The sequence below is a fragment of the Micromonospora pallida genome (assembly GCF_900090325.1).
Taxonomy (GTDB): domain Bacteria; phylum Actinomycetota; class Actinomycetes; order Mycobacteriales; family Micromonosporaceae; genus Micromonospora; species Micromonospora pallida.
In genome coordinates, this window is the sequence record NZ_FMHW01000002.1 from 5490834 (window position 1) to 5507669 (window position 16836).

Sequence of the window (16836 nt, forward strand, 5' to 3'; positions counted from 1 at the left end):
CTCTCAGGACGCCTGACAAACGGCCTCTAGGACGCCTGACGGACGGGCATGTCGGCCAGCCAGACGTCGGCCAGGTCGCTGAGGGGGACGTCGAGGGCCTGACTGAGGCAGACCACGGTGCCGAACGCCGGTGCGGGAAGGCGGCCCGCCTCGATCTTGCGCAGCGTCTCGGGGGAGATGCCGGCCGCCAGGGCCACCTCGACGAGGCTGCGGCCGGAACGTGCGGCCCGGAGGGCGACTCCGAGGCGCTGGCCCGCTGCGATCTGTTCGGCGGTGAGTGGTTGGCGAACCATGCCAGCAGGATATCCCGCCGGACCATCCCCGACCTGGCATGGTATAAAAATGCCGGTATAAGAATACCGGGCCCGGAGAGGGAGGCTGCCGTGATCGAGCTCAAGTCCGCCGAGGAGATCGGCCGGATGGCGGTGACCGGCCAGTTCGTCGGCGAACTGCTCGCCGAACTGAGCGATGTCGCCGCCGTCGGCGTCAACCTGATGGACCTCGAACACCACGCCCGCCGCCGGATCTCCGAACGTGGCGCCGAATCCTGCTACTGGGACTACGCTCCCTCGTTCGGCCGCGGTCCGTTCCGCAACGTGCTGTGTCTGTCGGTCAACGACGCGGTGCTGCACGGCCTGCCGCACGACTATGTCCTGCGGGACGGTGACCTGCTCAGCATCGACATGGCGGTCAGCATCGACGGCTGGGTCGCCGACTCCGCGCTCTCCGTCATCGTCGGCACCCCCGACCCGGCCGACCTGAAGCTGATCGAGGCCACCGAGGTCGCGCTGGAGGCCGCCATCACCGCCGCCCAGCCCGGCGGCCGCCTCGGCGACATCTCCGCCGCGATCGGGGCGGTCGCCCACTCCTACGGCTACGGCGTCAACGCCGAGTTCGGCGGCCACGGCATCGGCCGCACCATGCACGAGGCCCCGCACGTCTCCAACGACGGCCGCCCCCGCCGCGGCCTGAGACTCGACCCCGGCCTCACCATCGCCATCGAGCCCTGGTTCTGCCGCTCCACCGACAAGATCAAGTTCGACAAGGACGGCTGGACGATCCGCTCCGCCGACGGTTCCCGCACCGCCCACTCCGAACACACCGTCGCCATCACGGCTGCCGGCCCCCAGGTCCTGACCCGCCGCCCCACTGACGACTCCCCTGCGGCCGACCCCACCCAGAAGCCCACCACCGCTTCCTGAGCACGTCCGGGCCCTCCTGGACAGCCCCACTTCGCCGAAACCGCGGTCTCGGGCGCCCGTGACAGCCCCATTTCGCCGGAACGGAGTCGATCACAGCCGGACGAGCGGTCCACTTGTGCGGGGACGAATTCCCGGCGACGATTAGCCGCGAGCGAAGGACGTCCGCACCACCCGCATGACAGGGGCGATCTTCGATGGATAGACCCGATCCTCGGTTCCGGCTGGTCAGTCAATCCCACCGAGCCGGGGATGCCGCGTGAACCCGGTCAGCCTGGTGGACATCGGCAGCTACCTGCCGGAACGACGGGTGACGGTGGACTTCTACGGCGGCGACGACGACGCGCTCCGGGAGAGCGTGATGTTCCGGTCGCCCCGACACCGGCGGCACGTGGCTCCGGGTGAGACCGCCGTGGACATGATCGAGAAGGCCGCCCGCCCGGTCCTGGACCGCGCCGCCGAACAGGGCGACGGGCCGCTGGACGTCCTGCTCACCAACGTCCAACTGCCCGACCTGCCGTGGACCGGCGCGGGAGCCGCGGTGGCGCACCGGCTCGGGGTCGACCCGGGGTGGGTGCTGGACGTGCACAACGGCGGCTGCGTCTCCTTCGTCCACATGCTCCGGACCGCCCGACAGATCCTGCGCACCGGCGAGGCCCGCACCGCGCTGGTCTGCTGCGTGCAGAACACCGCCGGGCAGATGTTCGCCCAGTCCCAGGTCCGCCGCCGCTCGCACGCCTCGGTGCCCGGCGACGGCTGCGGGATCGGCTACCTGCGGGTGGGGGACGAGTCGCCGATCCTCGACATCGAACTGCGCAACATCGGCGAGTTCGCCGGGGACATGGGCGTCCGGCTGGAAGACGGCCGCCGCTACTGGGAGCCGGGGCACAGCCAGCTCGACGTGTCGTTCACCCCCGACAAGGTCCGGGCGATCATCGAGCGGGGCAATGCCCTCGTACCGGAGGTGGTCGGCCGGCTCTGCGACCGCCTCGGCGTAACCACCTCGGCGATCGACCTACTGGTCACCAACCAGCCGAACCGGCTCTTCCTCACCAACTGGCGCAGGTCCCTGGGCATCGACCCGGCCCGGCATCCGGACACCTTCGACGAGTACGGCAACCTCTTCGGCGCGGCGGTGCCGATCACCCTGCACGAGACGCTGAGGCAGGGGCGGCCGCGCTCGGGCGATCTGGTGGTGCTGGCCGGCTTCGCCCACGCCGGTGACCTCGCCGCAGCCGCCGCCGTGCGCTGGCGCCCCTGAACCTGGCCGAATCGTGGACACTTACCGTCCAGTCAGGACGGTAAGTGTCCACGATCTGCGGGCCGAGGGGCGGCCGGCGGTCCGGGCGCGAGCCGGCGCGCCAGCGTCAGGGACGCCAGGCCAAGGGGCGGCACGCGGTCCGGACACGAGCCAGCGCGCCTGCTGCGGGCCGGCGCGTGCCGGCTGGTCAGGGGGCGACCTGGCCGCCCCAGGAGGTGGGCGCCGCGCCGCCGGCGGGCTGCCAGTGCCAGTCGACCAGGGTTCCGTCCGCGCCCCGGGCCAGCACGTGCGTCTCGTCGCGCCAGGCCAGCGCCACCGGGTCGGTGGTGGCACCGGCGGTCGCCCGGTCGGCGGTCACCGAGCCACCGGGCCGCCACACCAACCGCCACAGCGCGCCGTCGGTGCCCCGGGCGAAGACCTGCTGCGTCTGGCCCTGCCGGATGGCGAACGGCGAGCCGACGACCGCGCCACCCCAGTTGTCGGTCCGTAGGGCCCAGTCGCCGTGGTCGAAGAAGCGGTGTTCGACGCTGCCGTCGGCGGTCCGGTAGAAGACGTGCTGCTGGTCGCCGAAGGCGAACCCGGTCGGGTCGGAGTGCACCCGGCCGACCGCTCCCCAATCGTCCAGACCCGGCAGGTTGTTCGCGATTCCGGGGAACCAGAACCAGTGGCGCAGCGAGTTGTCACTGCCCCGGGCGAAGACGTGCTGCTCGTCGCCGAAGGCGTACGCGACGGGGTTGCCGACCACGTCCCCGCCGGTCCAGGTGTCCCGGTGGACGCTGCCGTCGGGCTCCGCCCACCAGTGCGCCAGCCGGCCGTCCGGGGCGCGGCCGAAGACGTGCTTCTGCCCGTTGGCGGTGACCATGCCGGTCGGATCGCCGGCCAGGCCCGGCCCCCAGTCCTCCTGGCGTACGCTCCCGCCCGGCGCCCACCACCAGTGCCGCAGCCGACCGTCCGGGGTACGGGCGAAGACGTGCTGCTCGGCACCGACCGGGTAGCCGACCGGCCGGCCCGCGATCGGACCGCCCCACACGTCCCGGCGTACCGTCCGGTCGACCGGGTCCCACCACCAGTGGGTGAGCATGCCGTCGGGAGCGCGGTCGAAGTGGTGCCGCTGCTCGGCGGAGACGTAACTGCGGGTCGCACCCGGTTCCTGGCTGGCCCACGGGTCCCCGGACGGTGGCGCCTGGGTGGCGGACAGGGCGAGCGGGCGGCCGAAGTTCGGGGTGCCGTCGCTGTTCCAGGTGACCGGCTGGGCGCGCGTGGTGCGCCCCTCGTAGGTGTACACCGAGGTGGTCTTGCCGTGGTAGACGATCCAGTCCTGGGTGTCGTCGGGCGAGCGGAAAAAGCCGTTGTGGCCGGGCCCGAAGACCCCGGCCGCGTCGTTGCGGGCGAGGACCGGCCCGGGGTGCTGCCGCCAGTTCGACAGCACCAGCGGGTCGGCGCCGTCCGCGATGGACTTCATCCAGAGTTGGTAGTCCGGCTTGCCGGTGTCGCAGGTGGAGTAGACGAGGAAAAGCCGTCCCGGGCCGCGCAGTCCGGTCGGTCCCTCGCGTACCTCGTGGCAGCCGCCGTCGGCGGGCAGGGCCACCCGGTTGCCGGTCGTGGTCCACGGGCTCGTCATCCGGCGCAGGTAGAGCTGCTGCGGCCCGCCCATCCCCCGCCCCGGGCCGGACCAGGCGAAGTACATCGTGCCGTTGTGCACGAACGGCTCACCGTCGATCGCGTACTCCCCGTCGTCGGCGATCCGTGCCTTGAAGTGGTACGGGCCGCGCGGGTCGTCGCCCTCGGACTCGATGACGTAGTTGCGGTGGTTGGCGTCGACGCCGTCGCTGGCGGTGTAGTAGATGTACCACCGGGGTCCCTCCGGCCGGACGAACCGGTGGATCGAGGGGGCCCACACCTGCTTGTTGCGGCTGGGGTCCGGATCCCGCCACACGGTCCGTTCGGGGACTGTGGCCAGCCCGGCCAGGGTCGGCGAGCTCCAGATGCCGATCCGGTCGCCGAGGGTGGTGGCCAGGTGGTAGGCGCCGTTGAAGTAGGTCATGGTGGGGTCCGCGCCCGGGTTGAGCGGGTTGCGGAACGGGGTGGAGGCGGTGGCCGGCTGGGCCGGCACGGCCAGCAGCGGCAGGAGCAACGCGGCCGCCAGCAGGCGGGACATGAGCCGTTTCATGGACGATCTCCCACTCGAGGCGCCGACTGAGATTTCCGCCAGCGTCGCATCGATGGACATCGAATAGCAACCGGGGGCGTCAGCGGGTGGGCAGCTCCGGGCCGCCGTCGAGCAGCGGGGCGAGCAGGTCGCCGTACTCATCCACCCGGGCCAGGACCTCGGCGGCGATGAACGGGCGCAACCCGTCGCGCCGGCCGGCAGAGGCCGCCGCCTCCACCTCGTCCCAGGTCAGCGGCGTGGAGACCGACGGGACCGGTTCGGCCCGCAACGAGTACGGCGCCACCGTCGTCTTCGCCGCGTTGTTCTGACTCCAGTCGATGAAGACCTTCCCCGGGCGCAGATTCTTCGCCATCCGCGACACGACCAGCTTCGGGTGGGCGCTCTCCAACTCCCGGGCGACCCGGTGGGCGTAGTCGGAGACCAGGTCGGCGGACTGGGTGCCGGCCACCGGGCAGCACAACTGCATGCCCTTCTTGCCCGAGGTCTTCGGGTAGCTGTCCAGCCCGTCGTCGGCGAGCCGATCGCGCAGCAGCACCGCCACCTGGCAGCACTCCCGCAGTCCGGCCGGTGGCCCCGGATCGAGGTCGACGACCAGCATGTCCGGGTGCGCGCCGATCCGCCACTGCGGGGTGTGCAGTTCCAGCGCGGCCAGGTTGGCCAGCCAGACCAGGGTCGGCAGGTCGTCGGCGACCACGTAGTCGATGGTCTCCCGTCCCTTGGTCGAACCGGGCGCGGGCAGGGTCGCCACGCGCACCCAGTCAGGGGTGGCCGCAGGCTTGTTCTTCTCGAAGAACGACTTGTCGGCCACCCCGTTCGGGTAGCGGATCCGGGTCAGCGCCCGGTCCCGCAGGTGCGGCAGGAGCACCGGGGCGACCCGCGTGTAGTAGTCGATCACCTCACCCTTGGTGAAGCCGGCGTCCGGGTAGAGCACCTTGTCCAGGTTGGACAGCTCCAGCGAGCGTCCCGCCACCTCCACGCGCAGCCGCTCACCCGGCATCGTCGACCTCCTCGGGGGTTTGTCCGGACGCAGCCTGAGTACCCGGGGGAAGCGCAGCCGACCGTCCGGGGTGCGCTGGCCGTACTTGATCTCGACCACGACCCGGGGCTCCACCCAGATCGCGCCCCGGGCGTCCTCCCGGGGCACGCCACCATCGAACGGCGATCCGGCGGTACGCAGCGGTTCCAGCTCGGCCAGGAGCGCCCGTTCCAGGGCCGCTCCGATCCCGCCACCGACCCGCCCCCGATAGGTGAGCGGGCCGTCCGGGCGGGGCACCCCGACCAGCAACCCGCCGATCTTCCGCGCGCCGGGCCGCCAGCCACCCACCACGAAGTCCCCGGTCACCTCCAGCTTGACCTTCACCCAGTCCGGCGAGCGCACCCCGGCGCGGTACGGCCCGTCGAGCCGCTTGGCCAGCACCCCCTCCAACCCGTGCTCGCCGGCCGCCTCGTAGGTGGCCGGGCCGTCCGGAAAGCTCGGCGGCACCGCCCACCGGGCCGCGCCGAGCGCCAGCGACTCCAACTCCGCCCGCCGCCGGGCGTACGGCCAGCCGGTCAGGTCCGCGCCGCGCAACCGCAACAGGTCGAAGATCATGTACGTCACCGGGGCGACCGCCGCCAGCCGGGCCGCCCGATTCCGGTCCCGTACGTGCATCCGCTCGGCCAGCGCGGTGAACGAGGGCTGCCCGGCCGCGCCGAGGAGCACCACCTCCCCGTCGAGCAGGGCGTCGTCCACCTGCTCGCGCAGGCCCGCCAGCTCCGGGTACGCGGCGGTGATCTCCACCCCCGAGCGGGCGTACAGGCGCTGGCCGGCGGTGGTGATGTCGGCCAGGGCGCGTACGCCGTCCCACTTGAACTCGTACGTCCAGTCCGGGCCCGTCGGCAGCGGCCCGCTCGTCGCGAGCATCGGCTTCAGCGGCGGGCGGCCCGGCACGACACCGACTGTAGTTCGCCGGTGAACGCCTCGCGTCACCTTCGATCATTTGCGATCCTGGTCAGAAGCGGGGAGAGGAGCGCCAGCATGCGGGCCATCTGGAAGGGCGCCGTCTCGTTCGGGCTGGTCTCGATCGCGGTGAAGCTCTACTCCGCCACCCAGGAGAAGGACATCCGGTTCCACCAGGTGCACCGCTCCGATGGCGGCCGGATCCGGTACAAGCGCACCTGCTCGGTCTGCGGCGAGGAGGTCAACTACGACGACATCGCCAAGGGGTACGACATCGGCGGCGGCGAGATGGTGGTGCTGACCGACGAGGACTTCGCCGACCTGCCGCTGAGCACCTCGCACGCGATCGACGTACTGGAGTTCGTCCCGGCCGAGCAGGTCGACCCGATCCTCTACAACAAGGCGTACTTCCTGGAGCCGGAGGGGGCGGCGACCAAGCCGTACGTGCTGCTGCGCGACGCCCTGGTGGACTCGGAGCGGGTGGCGATCGTCAAGGTGGCGCTGCGCCAGCGGGAGCAGCTCGCCACCCTGCGGGTCCGGGAGGGCGTACTGCTGCTCAACACCATGCTCTGGCCGGACGAGGTACGCCAACCGGACTTCGGCTTCCTGGACGAGGAGATCACCGTCCGGCCGCCGGAGCTGGCGATGGCCAGTTCGCTGATCGACTCGATGGCCGGCGAGTTCCAGCCGGATGCCTTCACCGACGACTACCGGGCCGCGTTGCAGGAGGTCATCGACGCCAAGGTGGAGGGGCGGGAGGTGGTCCAGCCGGAGGAGGTCGAGGAGGTCCCGGCCGCCGCGGTGGACCTGATGGCCGCGCTCCGGGCGTCGGTGGAACGGGCCCGGGCGGCGCGGGGCGAGGAGCCGCCGGCTGGCGGCGAGCCGACGCCGATCTCCGCCGCCCGGTCGGCGAAGCAGGCCCCGGCGAAGAAGACTCCGGCGAAGAAGGCCCCCGCGAAGAAGACGGCGGCGAACGAGACGCCAGCCAAGAAGGCCCCGGCCAGGAAGGCGGCGGGGAAGAGCACGGCGAAGCAGGCCGCCCCCAAGAAGGCGGCGGTGAAGAAGGCCGAGCCGGCGGAGAAAGAGGCCGCCGCGAAGAAGACCGGGGCCAGGAAGGCCGCCCCGAAGAAGGCGGCACGCAAGACCGCCTGACCCCGGTCGTACGTCAGCCCTGGCGCAGCCGCTGGGTCGGGGTGACCCTGACGATCACCCGCTCCTCGCCCGGCTTGCGGAACGGGTAGGTGTCCTGGCCGAGGTACTTCTTCGTCATCTTGTCGATGTGCTCGTCGGCGCCCTCGGTGACCAGCTCGACGGTGCCCTTGATCCAGAGCGTCCGGTAGTCGTTCGCCCGGTCGGAGACGGAGATCGCCACCGCCGGGTTGCGCTCCAGGTTCCGGTGCTTCACCCGGCCCTTGGCGGTGTTGAAGATGACGTGCTCGCCGTCGGTGTCCACCCAGACCGGGGTGACGTGCGGGGTGCCGTCGGCGTCGATCGTGGCCACGTGGGCCAGCTGCGGCTCGTTCAGGAGGGCAATGTCGTCTGCGGTGAGGAACGCCATGCGCCGAATCTACCGTCGGCCCCGCCCACCCACAGCCCGATGACCGGCGTCGGGGCCGCCGGCACCCCTGCCCGCAGGGCATCGATCCGGGTACCGTTTGCGTCGACTTCGGCCCGGCACCGGCGCCGACCCACCTTCCATCGCGACAGGGAGTCCTCGACGTGAGTGAGCGCACGGATAAGCGGTCCTCGAGCCAGAGCACGGCGAGTAAGTCGGAGCGGCGGCTCGCCGCCAAGCTGGCCGAACAGAAGGCCGCCGAGGCGAAGCGCCGCCGACAGTCGATGCTCGGCGCGCTCGCCGGCCTGGTCGTGGTCGGCGTGATCGTCGGGACGTTCGTGGTCTTCGGGAGTAACGACGAGCCGGCGGACCAGGCCATGACCTCCTCGCCGAGCGCCTCGGCGGACGCGCCGGCGGCGGACACTCCGCAGTTGCCCGAGGGCGCCGACCCGGCGCTGGGCACCAAGCCGGCCGTGACCAAGGGTTCGGGCGAGCTGAAGAAACTCACCGTCACCCCGCTGATCAAGGGCACCGGCCCGGCCACCAAGGCGGGCCAGCAGCTCACCGTCAACTACGTCGGGGTGTTCTACGCCACCGGCGAGGAGTTCGACGCCTCCTGGAAGACCGGCCAGCCGTTCGAGTTCCCGGTCGGCGCGGGCAGGGTGATCCCGGGCTGGGACCAGGGCCTGGTCGGGGTGAACGTGGGCAGCCGGGTACAGCTCGACATCCCGGCCGAGCTGGCGTATCGCGACGGTGCCAACGGTGGCCCCGCCGGCCCGCTGCGCTTCGTGGTGGACGTCCTCGCCGCCCAGTGACCAGTGCCGTCGGCCGGTGGCGTCCGCCCGGGCGGTGATCCACTCCGTTTGCGGTATGTCGGGGTATCCGGTCGATCGGACACCCCGATTTGCCGTAACTGGAGTGGATCATCGCCCGGTATTGGCGGGAAGAAATCGTGGTGGGACGGGTGGACGGTTCGTGCGGTGTGGACCACAGGAGCCTTCCGGCGGCTTGACCGGTGGCAGTAGGTTCAGGATCCGCCACGCAGCGCCGCGTGGCGACCACCCGCCGGACGCGGAGGTGCACGTGACGTCACTGGACGATCCGGGGCGAACCGCCCGGTCGATGTGGACCCACTACGAGCCGCTGCACGTGGTGACCTACTTCCATCCCCGCTCCCGAGCCGCGTTCGAGGCAGTCGGATTGCGCGGGTACTGGCGTGGCTACTTCGCCGGGCGGACCGCGCCGCTGGGCGCGACCGAGGCCGCCCCGGTCGTCGCGGCCTTCTTCACCTTCGCCCCGCAGGTGGTCGGTCGGGCGCTGCCGGCGGTCTGGCAGTTGGCCACCCCGGCGGAGGCGCTGCGGGCCCGGCTCACCGGCGCGGTGCAGGCGCTCGCCGAGCTGACGTACGAACTGCCCGAGGCACACTTGGCCGAGGCGGCGGAACTGTTGGAGGCCGCCGCCTCGGCGGTGGAGCCGGGCGGCCGGGTGCTGGGCGCGGCGAACGCTGCCCTGCCCCGCGCCGAGTACCCGCTCGCCCGGCTCTGGCAGGCGGCCACCACCCTGCGCGAGCACCGGGGCGACGGGCACGTGGCGGCGCTGGTCGCCGCCGGCCTCGACCCGGTGGAGACGCTGGCCTGGCGGGTCGCCGACGGCCTACAGCCGATCATGCTGACCGGCCGGGGCTGGTCCGAGGAGCAGTGGCACGCGGCCCAGGCCCGGCTGGTCGAGCGCGGCTGGCTGACCCCGGACGGGAAGCCCTCCGAGGAGGGCCGGGCCGGCTTCCGGGCGGTCGAGGAGGCCACCAACCGGGCCGCCGCCCACCCGTGGCAGGCGCTCGGCGCCCAGCGCGTCGAACGGCTCCGGGAACTGCTCGAACCACTGGCCCGCCGCTGCCACACGATGATCCCCCCGGACAACCCGATCGGCCTGCCGACCCTCTCGGACTGACCCCCGGCCCTGCCGGACTGATCCGGCCGCTGCCGGCCCCCGCCGGGCGATCCGGGGTCTGCCGGCCCCGCCGGGCGATCCGGGGTCTGCCGGCCCCGCCCGGCTGACCGGCCCGGGACACGGCAGGATGGGGAGCTGTGACGGATGCGGTGGTCTTCGACCTCGACGGCGTGATCGTGGACTCCGAGCCGGTGTGGGAGGAGGTCCGCCGCGCGTACGTGGCGGCGCACGGCGGCACCTGGCAGCCGGATACCCAGCGCCGGCTGATGGGGATGAGCACCGGGGAGTGGTCCCGCTACCTCAGCGATGACCTCGGCGTCGACCGGACCGCCGAGCAGGTGGCCGCCGAGGTGGTCGAGGAGATGACCCGGCGGTACGCCGAGCACGTCCCGCTGATCGACGGGGCCGACGACGTGGTGCGTCAGCTAGCCACCCGCTGGCCCCTGGGGCTGGCCAGTTCCTCACCGACCCGGCTGATCGCGGCGGCGCTGGCCGCGACCGGCCTGACCGACACCTTCGGCGCGACCCTCTCCACCGAGGAGACGGCGCAGGGCAAGCCGGCTCCGGACGTCTACCTGGCGGTGGCCGCGCGCCTCGGCGTGGAACCGGCGCGCTGCGTGGCGGTGGAGGACTCCTCCAACGGGGTACGGTCCGCCGCGGCGGCGGGAATGCGGGTGGTGGCGGTGCCGCACGGGGCGTACCCGCTGGACCCGGACGCCGAACGGCTCGCCGCCGTGGTGCTCCCGTCGATCGGCGCGCTCACCCCGGAGGTCGTCGCCGGCTGATGGTTCCCACCACGGCCACGCCGGTCGGACCAGGCCTCTTCCCACCGGCGGCCCCCACGCCGGGACTGATCGACTACGTCAGCCGGGCGACGGCGGCCGGCTGACCCCCCGGCCTGCTGCCGAAACCGGCATGATCGGGGCACGGTCGGGTACGGCAGCGCCCGACCGGGAGGAGAGGGGACGGGATGAAGGCGATCGTGTACGAGCGCAACGGCGACCCCTCGGTGCTCCGGGTGGTCGACCGGCCGGTGCCGGAACCCGGTCCCGGGGAGGTGCTGGTACGGCTGGCGGTCGCCGGGGTGAACCCGACCGACTGGAAGGCGCGTCGCGACCGGTCGCTGCCGGAGGGCTGGCAGACCCCGGGGCAGGACGGCGCGGGGGTGATCGAGGCGGTCGGCAACGGGCTGGACCGGCACCTGATCGGCGAGCGGGTCTGGGTGTGGGAGGCGGCCTGGCGGCGCCCGTGGGGCACCGCCGCCGAGTACACGGTGGTGCCGGCACGGCAGGCGGTGCCGCTCGGCGACGCTTCCTTCGACCTGGGGGCCTGCCTGGGCATCCCGTTCCTCACCGCGCACCGCTGCCTGACCGCCGGGGAGACCACGCCGCAGCGGCTGCACGCCGGGGCGCTGACCGGCCGGGTGGTGCTGGTGCAGGGCGGGGCCGGCGCGGTGGGGAACGCGGCGGTGCAGCTCGCCCGCTGGGCCGACGCCACGGTGATCGCCACCGTCAGCAGCCCGGAGAAGGCCCTGCTCGCGGCGGCGGCCGGCGCCGACCACGTGATCAACTATCGGGAGCAGGACGTGGTGGCGGAGGTCCGCCGGGTTACGCCCGACGGGGTGGACGCGATCGTGGAGGTCTCCGCCGCCCGTAACGCCGCCACCGACGTACGGATCCTGCGGGCCGGCGCGGTGGTCAGCGTCTACGCCGACGACGGCGGCGACCAGGTGAGCCTGCCGATCCGGGCGCTGATGCTGCCGAACGCGCGCTGGCAGTTCGTCCTCGTCTACACCATGCCCTGGTCGGCCAAGGAGCAGGCGATCACGGACGTGACGGCGGCGGTCGCCCAGGGGCACGTACGGGTGGGCGAGGAGGCCGGTCTGCCGCTGCACCACTATCCGCTCGACGCCACGGCGGCGGCGCACCGCAGCGTGGAGGAGTCGGTGGTCGGCAAGGTGCTGCTCAGCACCAGCGCGGCCTGACCGGCGAATCGCCGCGGTTTCCGCCGACCGGGGGACGAACACGTCGACCGGCGGTAAACGCGAGAAGGCTTCGCAACAATTCAGGTGCGGGCAGGACCCGCGTTAGTGGGCGGCCCCGGCGCGGTGCGAACGCCGGGGCCGCCTCTTGGGGGGAGGGGTAGCAGTCTTCCGCCCTACCCCCTCATGCGCCGGGGTGCCGAGAACTGTTACACCGTCACTTCGTGCACCTGGAGTGCGCCGTCGGCGTAACGAGCCCGGACGACCTTCTTGTCGAACTTGCCGACACTGGTCTTCGGCACCGCCTCGATGAACGCCCACCGTTCGGGCAGTTGCCACCGCGCCACCGACCCGGCGAGGAACTCGCGCAGATCCTCCGGGGTGGCCGAGGCCCCCTCGCGGAACACCACCGTGGCGAGCGGTCGCTCGTCCCACCGTTCGTCCGGCACCCCGACCACACACGCCTCAAGCACGGCCGGGTGGGCCATCAGGGCGTTCTCCAACTCCACCGACGAGATCCACTCGCCACCGGACTTGATCACGTCCTTGGACCGGTCGGTCAACACGATGAAGCCGTCCGGGGAGAGCGTGCCGACGTCGCCAGTGCGCAACCATCCGTCACGGAACTTCTCCCCGTCCGGGGCCTCGTCACCGAGGTAACGCGCGGTCACCCAGGGGCCGCGTACCTCCAGCTCACCGACGGAGGTGCCGTCGGCGGGCAGCACCGTGGCGTCCGGACCGACGATCCGGGCGTCCACCCCGGCCGGGACACGTCCCTGGGTGTAGCGGTACCGCCAGGCGTCCTCGCCGGTCGCCCCGGCCGGCGGGCGGGACACCGAGCCGAGCGGTGACATCTCGGTCATTCCCCAGGCGTGCACCAGCTCGATGCCGTACCGCTCGGCGAAGGCGTGCATCAGGGCGGGCGGGCAGGCCGAGCCGCCGACGATGACCTCGCGCAGCCCGGAAACGTCGACCTCGTGGGTGTCCAGGTACGCCAGCAGGTCAGTCCAGATGGTCGGCACCGCGGCGGCCAGCGTGGGCCGTTCCGTGGCGATCATCTCGGCGATCGGCGCGGCCTGAAGGAACCGGTCCGGCATGACCAACGACGCACCGGAGAGGAACGCCGCGTACGGCAGGCCCCAGGACATCGCGTGGAACATCGGCACGATGACCAGTTCCCGGGTGGACGGGTCGAGCCCGAACGCCTCGGGCAGACAGATCTGGAGCGAGTGCAGGTAGATCGAGCGGTGCGAGTAGGCCACCCCCTTCGGGTGGCCGGTGGTGCCGGAGGTGTAGCAGAGCGCCGCCGCGTCGCGCTCGTCCACCGCCGGCCAGTCGTAGACCTCCGGGCGGTCGGCCAGCAGCGCGTCCCAGTGATGTACGACGATCCGGTCGCCGGCCGCCGCCAGCAGGGGCGCCGGGTCGCCGCCGCCGACCACCACCACGTGCCGCACCGTGGTCATCTCGCCGATCACCCGGGCCAGCAGCGGGATCAGGGTGCTGTCGACCAGCACCACGCGGTCCTCGGCGTGGTTGGCGACGTAGGCGACCTGGTCCGGGAAGAGCCGGATGTTCAGGGTGTGCAGCACCGCGCCCATGCTGGGCACCGCGAAGTACGCCACCAGGTGCTCGTTGTTGTTCCACATGAAGGTGCCGACCCGCTCGTCACCGGTCACCCCGCACTCGTTGCGCAGCGCGTGGGCGAGCCGGGCGGCCGTCCGGGCCACCTCGGCGTACGTCATCCGGCGGGGCTCCGCGCCCGTCCAGGTGACCACCTCGGCCGTGCCGTGCACCGTGGCGCCGTGCTCGAGGATCCGGGCAACCTGGAGCGGAGTGTCCATCATGGTGCTACGCATGGGTAACAAACTAGTGTCGCGGACATCACATTGGGAACCCCGTAGATTGGGCCGGTGAGCGTTTCCTGGGCCGAGTCGTACGTCGGACAACTGCGCGCGCTGGCCGGCGACCGCACCCTGATGTTCGTCGGCGCCCGGGCCGTGCTGCGGGACCGGCGCGGACGGGTGCTGCTCATCCAGCGCTCGGACAACGGCCACTGGTCGATGCCGGCCGGCGCGATGGAGCTGGGCGAGTCGATCGCCGACTGCGCCGTCCGGGAGGTCCGCGAGGAGACCGGGCTACGGGCCCTGCGGGTCAGCGCCTTCGCCCTCTACACCGGCCCGGACCGCACCCACACCAACATGTACGGCCACACGTACCAGGTCTTCACGGCCGCGTTCCAGGTCGACGAATGGGACGGCGAACTGCTGCGGATCACCGACGAGACCACCGACGCCGGTTTCTTCCACCCGAACGCCTTCCCCGCCCCGCTCTCCCCCTCGGTCGTCGAGACCCTCGCCGACCTGGCCGTCTTCGAGCAGACCGACCGGCTGATCCTCAAGTAGCCCCGGACGGGCACCCGAGGACCAGCCGGCCGGCCGGTCAGACGTACCGGCAGGTACGGGCGATGGCCGACGCCTCGTCCCGCCACTCCGGCGTGGACGTGGAGAACTCGCTCCCGATGGCGAACGTGGTGCCCGGCGTGCCCGCCGGGGCCGACATCGGGATCGTTATCGACGCGAGGCCACCCGGCGCGAGCGGACCGGCCGTACACACCCCGAGGCCGGGCGAGAAGTCACACTGCCAAATCGTCCCGGTGTCGCTGGTGGGCGCTCCGTCGTTCGTGACCCCGGCGGGCCACTGGACGACCAGACGCAGGTCCTCGGTGGGCCCCGAACCGATGTTCGTGACGAGGAACTCTGGCAGGAACTGCCCGCCGGTGGCCGGCACCGCGATGTCCCTCCAGACGCTGTCGTCCCGGGCGGCCACCAGTTGCAGTTCCGGCACCAGGGAGTGGGTGGTCTGGACCTGGCCGGTGTTGTTGGCGGTGGTCGACTCGCGGGCGCTGGTCGAGATCGTGGCGCTGATCGTCTCGACCGTGCCGATCGGCTGCACCGGCATCCCGAAGTAGATGTTCAGCGGCTCGGCGGAGCCGCCGGCCGGCACCTCCGGGCCCCCGTAATAGACGTCGGTGCAGACGAAGGTCACGTAGTCGCACTGCCAGGACGGGTCACCGATGATCCAGGCCCCGGCCGGAAGCTGGAACGCGATGGTGACGTCCGGCGCGGCGACCGTGCCGATGTTGTCGACGACAGCCGACACAACCGTCTGGGCGCGGGTGTCGCCTGTCATGATCACGGTGGCGGACATGGTGAGCCGGAGGTCGGGCCGCGACGGGGCGGCGACGGCCGGAGCCGGCAGCAGCGCCCCGGCCGCGACGGCGAGGAGAGCGAGCCCGGCCCGGAACGGGCGGGTACGGCGTAACGACATGTGTCATCCCCCATGTGTCGATGGTCAGTCCACTTAGGAGGACGCCGTCGCGGCCGTTTTCGTTACATCACCCGAGAGCCCGCGTCGACGCCGGACCGGGAAACCCCTGGACAGGACGCGGCGAACCGGCGAGCATCCCGCACGTGCTGTTCAGCCTGCTCCGCCGCGCGGCGATCGACCTCGGACCGCTGCGCACCTCCCGGGACTTCCGGTTGGTCTTCACCGGGGCGGGAGTGTCGGCTTTCGGGTCGTTCATCACCTACGTCACGTTGCCATACCAGGTGTACCAGATCACCGGGGATCCCCTGCTGGTCGGGTTGATCGGCGTCTGTGAACTCGTACCCCTGCTGGTGATGGCCTTCGTCGGCGGCGCGCTCGCCGACTACCTGGACCGCCGGCTGCTGGTGCTCGGCGGCGAGATCGGCTTCACCCTGCTCTGCGGTGTGCTGCTGGTCAACTCGCTCGGCGACCAGCCGCAGCTCTGGCTGCTTTATCTGGTGGCGGCGCTGACCGCGGCGCTGGACGGACTGCAACGACCGGCCATGGAGGGGCTCACGCCGCGCATCGTCGCCCCGGACCAGATCCCGGCGGCCAGCGCGCTGAACTCGCTGCGGATGCAGCTCGCCCAGCTCGGCGGGCCGGGTGTCGCCGGCATCCTGATCGCCACCGTCGACCTGGCCTGGGTGTACGCGATCGACCTGGCCACCTTCGCCGTATCGCTGGTCTGCCTGGCGGCGGTCCGCGCGGTGCCGCCGCCCCCGGCCGCCGACCGACCGTCACTGCGCTCGGTGGTGACCGGCCTGCGGTACGCCCGCAGCCGCCCCGAGCTGCTCGGCACCTACCTGGTCGACATCAACGCGATGTTCTTCGGCATGCCGCAGGCCCTCTACCCGTTCATGGCCGAGAAGCTGGGTGGGCCGTCGGTGCTCGGGCTGCTCTATGCCGCACCGGCGGTCGGCTCGATGATCGCCACCGTCGGCTCCGGCTGGACCGCCCGGGTGCACCGGCACGGGCTCATGGTGGTGCTCGCCGCCGGGGCCTGGGGTCTGGGGATCATCGGCGTCGGCCTGGTCGACTCGCTCTGGCTGGCCCTGTTCTTCCTGGCCCTGGCGGGCGCGGCGGACATGGTCTCCGGCCTGTTCCGCATGATCATCTGGAACCAGACCATCCCCGACCACCTGCGCGGCCGGCTCGCCGGCATCGAGTTGCTCTCCTACTCGACCGGGCCACTCCTCGGTCAACTCCGCTCCGGCCTGGCCGCCCGCTGGATGGGGGTCAACGGCTCGATCATCTCCGGCGGCATCCTCTGCGTCGTCGGCACCGCCGCGCTCGCCGCCCTGCTGCCCACCTTCGTCCGCTACGACGGCCGCGACGGGCTGGCCCGCAAACAGGCCGAGGACGCGGCCTGGGCGGCCACCGCCGCCGACCGCGCCCCGGCCTGATCCGAGCCTCCCCTG

At 72.1% G+C, this 16836-nt stretch carries 15 protein-coding genes; 9 read left to right on the forward strand and 6 right to left on the reverse strand.

Annotated features, from left to right (window positions below; genetic code table 11):
• Positions 1 to 26: 26 nt before the first annotated feature.
• Positions 27 to 293, reverse strand: coding sequence for a helix-turn-helix domain-containing protein (locus GA0074692_RS22800; RefSeq protein ID WP_091647326.1), 267 nt, complete (start codon positions 291 to 293; stop codon positions 27 to 29).
• Between the two features lie 90 nt (positions 294 to 383).
• On the opposite strand from GA0074692_RS22800, the gene map reads away from it, so the two are divergent.
• Together map and GA0074692_RS22810 are read left to right on the forward strand one after the other, a co-directional pair.
• Positions 384 to 1202 carry a type I methionyl aminopeptidase gene (map, locus tag GA0074692_RS22805; RefSeq protein WP_091647329.1) on the forward strand — a complete coding sequence of 273 codons (819 nt, stop codon included), beginning with the start codon at positions 384 to 386 and terminating at the stop codon, positions 1200 to 1202.
• Between the two features lie 256 nt (positions 1203 to 1458).
• The gene (locus tag GA0074692_RS22810) at positions 1459 to 2460 is read left to right on the forward strand and encodes a 3-oxoacyl-ACP synthase III family protein (protein WP_091647332.1); all 1002 of its coding nucleotides are present in this window, start codon (positions 1459 to 1461) and stop codon (positions 2458 to 2460) included.
• Between the two features lie 187 nt (positions 2461 to 2647).
• On the opposite strand, the gene GA0074692_RS22815 is transcribed toward GA0074692_RS22810, so the two are convergent.
• Both GA0074692_RS22815 and ligD read right to left on the reverse strand, forming a co-directional pair.
• Complete coding sequence (locus GA0074692_RS22815; RefSeq protein ID WP_091647334.1) at positions 2648 to 4630, reverse strand: family 43 glycosylhydrolase; 1983 nt, start codon at positions 4628 to 4630, stop codon at positions 2648 to 2650.
• Between the two features lie 79 nt (positions 4631 to 4709).
• Positions 4710 to 6533 (reverse strand): DNA ligase D, encoded by a 1824-nt coding sequence (gene ligD, locus GA0074692_RS36145; protein WP_245730732.1) that lies wholly within the window; start codon positions 6531 to 6533, stop codon positions 4710 to 4712.
• A gap of 114 nt (positions 6534 to 6647) precedes the next feature.
• On the opposite strand from ligD, the gene ku reads away from it, so the two are divergent.
• On the forward strand, positions 6648 to 7721 hold the full coding sequence (gene ku / locus GA0074692_RS22830) for a non-homologous end joining protein Ku (protein WP_091647339.1): 1074 nt from the start codon (positions 6648 to 6650) through the stop codon (positions 7719 to 7721).
• 13 nt (positions 7722 to 7734) lie between these two features.
• Here ku and GA0074692_RS22835 read toward each other — a convergent pair whose 3' ends face one another.
• Positions 7735 to 8127 carry a PPOX class F420-dependent oxidoreductase gene (locus GA0074692_RS22835; RefSeq protein ID WP_091647342.1) on the reverse strand — a complete coding sequence of 131 codons (393 nt, stop codon included), beginning with the start codon at positions 8125 to 8127 and terminating at the stop codon, positions 7735 to 7737.
• A gap of 161 nt (positions 8128 to 8288) precedes the next feature.
• Here GA0074692_RS22835 and GA0074692_RS22840 point away from each other — a divergent pair, with 161 nt between their 5' ends.
• The 4 genes from GA0074692_RS22840 (at position 8289) to GA0074692_RS22855 (ending at position 12055) form a co-directional block, all read left to right on the forward strand.
• Positions 8289 to 8939 (forward strand): FKBP-type peptidyl-prolyl cis-trans isomerase, encoded by a 651-nt coding sequence (locus tag GA0074692_RS22840; RefSeq protein ID WP_091647345.1) that lies wholly within the window; start codon positions 8289 to 8291, stop codon positions 8937 to 8939.
• A 307-nt stretch (positions 8940 to 9246) separates the two neighbouring features.
• On the forward strand, positions 9247 to 10071 hold the full coding sequence (locus tag GA0074692_RS22845) for an SCO6745 family protein (RefSeq protein ID WP_091653949.1): 825 nt from the start codon (positions 9247 to 9249) through the stop codon (positions 10069 to 10071).
• A gap of 137 nt (positions 10072 to 10208) precedes the next feature.
• The gene (locus GA0074692_RS22850) at positions 10209 to 10856 is read left to right on the forward strand and encodes an HAD family hydrolase (protein WP_091647348.1); all 648 of its coding nucleotides are present in this window, start codon (positions 10209 to 10211) and stop codon (positions 10854 to 10856) included.
• Positions 10857 to 11041: 185 nt separating this feature from the next.
• Positions 11042 to 12055 carry an NADPH:quinone reductase gene (locus GA0074692_RS22855; protein ID WP_091647350.1) on the forward strand — a complete coding sequence of 338 codons (1014 nt, stop codon included), beginning with the start codon at positions 11042 to 11044 and terminating at the stop codon, positions 12053 to 12055.
• Positions 12056 to 12261: 206 nt separating this feature from the next.
• Here the strand turns inward: GA0074692_RS22855 and GA0074692_RS22860 are convergent, their stop codons facing one another.
• On the reverse strand, positions 12262 to 13893 hold the full coding sequence (locus GA0074692_RS22860) for a fatty acid--CoA ligase (protein ID WP_176738728.1): 1632 nt from the start codon (positions 13891 to 13893) through the stop codon (positions 12262 to 12264).
• Positions 13894 to 13962: 69 nt separating this feature from the next.
• Between GA0074692_RS22860 and GA0074692_RS22865 the strand changes: the two genes are divergently transcribed.
• A complete protein-coding gene (locus GA0074692_RS22865; RefSeq protein ID WP_091647354.1) occupies positions 13963 to 14454 on the forward strand; it encodes an NUDIX domain-containing protein in 492 nt (163 codons plus the stop codon).
• Between the two features lie 37 nt (positions 14455 to 14491).
• Here the strand turns inward: GA0074692_RS22865 and GA0074692_RS22870 are convergent, their stop codons facing one another.
• Complete coding sequence (locus GA0074692_RS22870; protein WP_091647356.1) at positions 14492 to 15379, reverse strand: hypothetical protein; 888 nt, start codon at positions 15377 to 15379, stop codon at positions 14492 to 14494.
• Positions 15380 to 15522: 143 nt separating this feature from the next.
• Between GA0074692_RS22870 and GA0074692_RS22875 the strand changes: the two genes are divergently transcribed.
• Positions 15523 to 16821: an MFS transporter gene (locus tag GA0074692_RS22875; RefSeq protein WP_245730424.1), complete on the forward strand. Its 1299-nt coding sequence runs from the start codon at positions 15523 to 15525 to the stop codon at positions 16819 to 16821.
• Positions 16822 to 16836 lie beyond the last annotated feature (15 nt).

What these genes read in the sequence shown, in the direction of transcription:
- GA0074692_RS22800 (WP_091647326.1), bottom strand. Translation starts at nt 293, where the DNA reads ATGGTTCGCCAACCACTCACCGCCGAACAGATCGCAGCGGGCCAGCGC.
- GA0074692_RS22815 (WP_091647334.1), bottom strand. Translation starts at nt 4,630, where the DNA reads ATGAAACGGCTCATGTCCCGCCTGCTGGCGGCCGCGTTGCTCCTGCCG.
- ligD (WP_245730732.1), bottom strand. Translation starts at nt 6,533, where the DNA reads ATGCTCGCGACGAGCGGGCCGCTGCCGACGGGCCCGGACTGGACGTAC.
- ku (WP_091647339.1), top strand. Translation starts at nt 6,648, where the DNA reads ATGCGGGCCATCTGGAAGGGCGCCGTCTCGTTCGGGCTGGTCTCGATC.
- GA0074692_RS22835 (WP_091647342.1), bottom strand. Translation starts at nt 8,127, where the DNA reads ATGGCGTTCCTCACCGCAGACGACATTGCCCTCCTGAACGAGCCGCAG.
- GA0074692_RS22845 (WP_091653949.1), top strand. Translation starts at nt 9,247, where the DNA reads ATGTGGACCCACTACGAGCCGCTGCACGTGGTGACCTACTTCCATCCC.
- GA0074692_RS22855 (WP_091647350.1), top strand. Translation starts at nt 11,042, where the DNA reads ATGAAGGCGATCGTGTACGAGCGCAACGGCGACCCCTCGGTGCTCCGG.
- GA0074692_RS22860 (WP_176738728.1), bottom strand. Translation starts at nt 13,893, where the DNA reads ATGGACACTCCGCTCCAGGTTGCCCGGATCCTCGAGCACGGCGCCACG.
- GA0074692_RS22870 (WP_091647356.1), bottom strand. Translation starts at nt 15,379, where the DNA reads ATGTCGTTACGCCGTACCCGCCCGTTCCGGGCCGGGCTCGCTCTCCTC.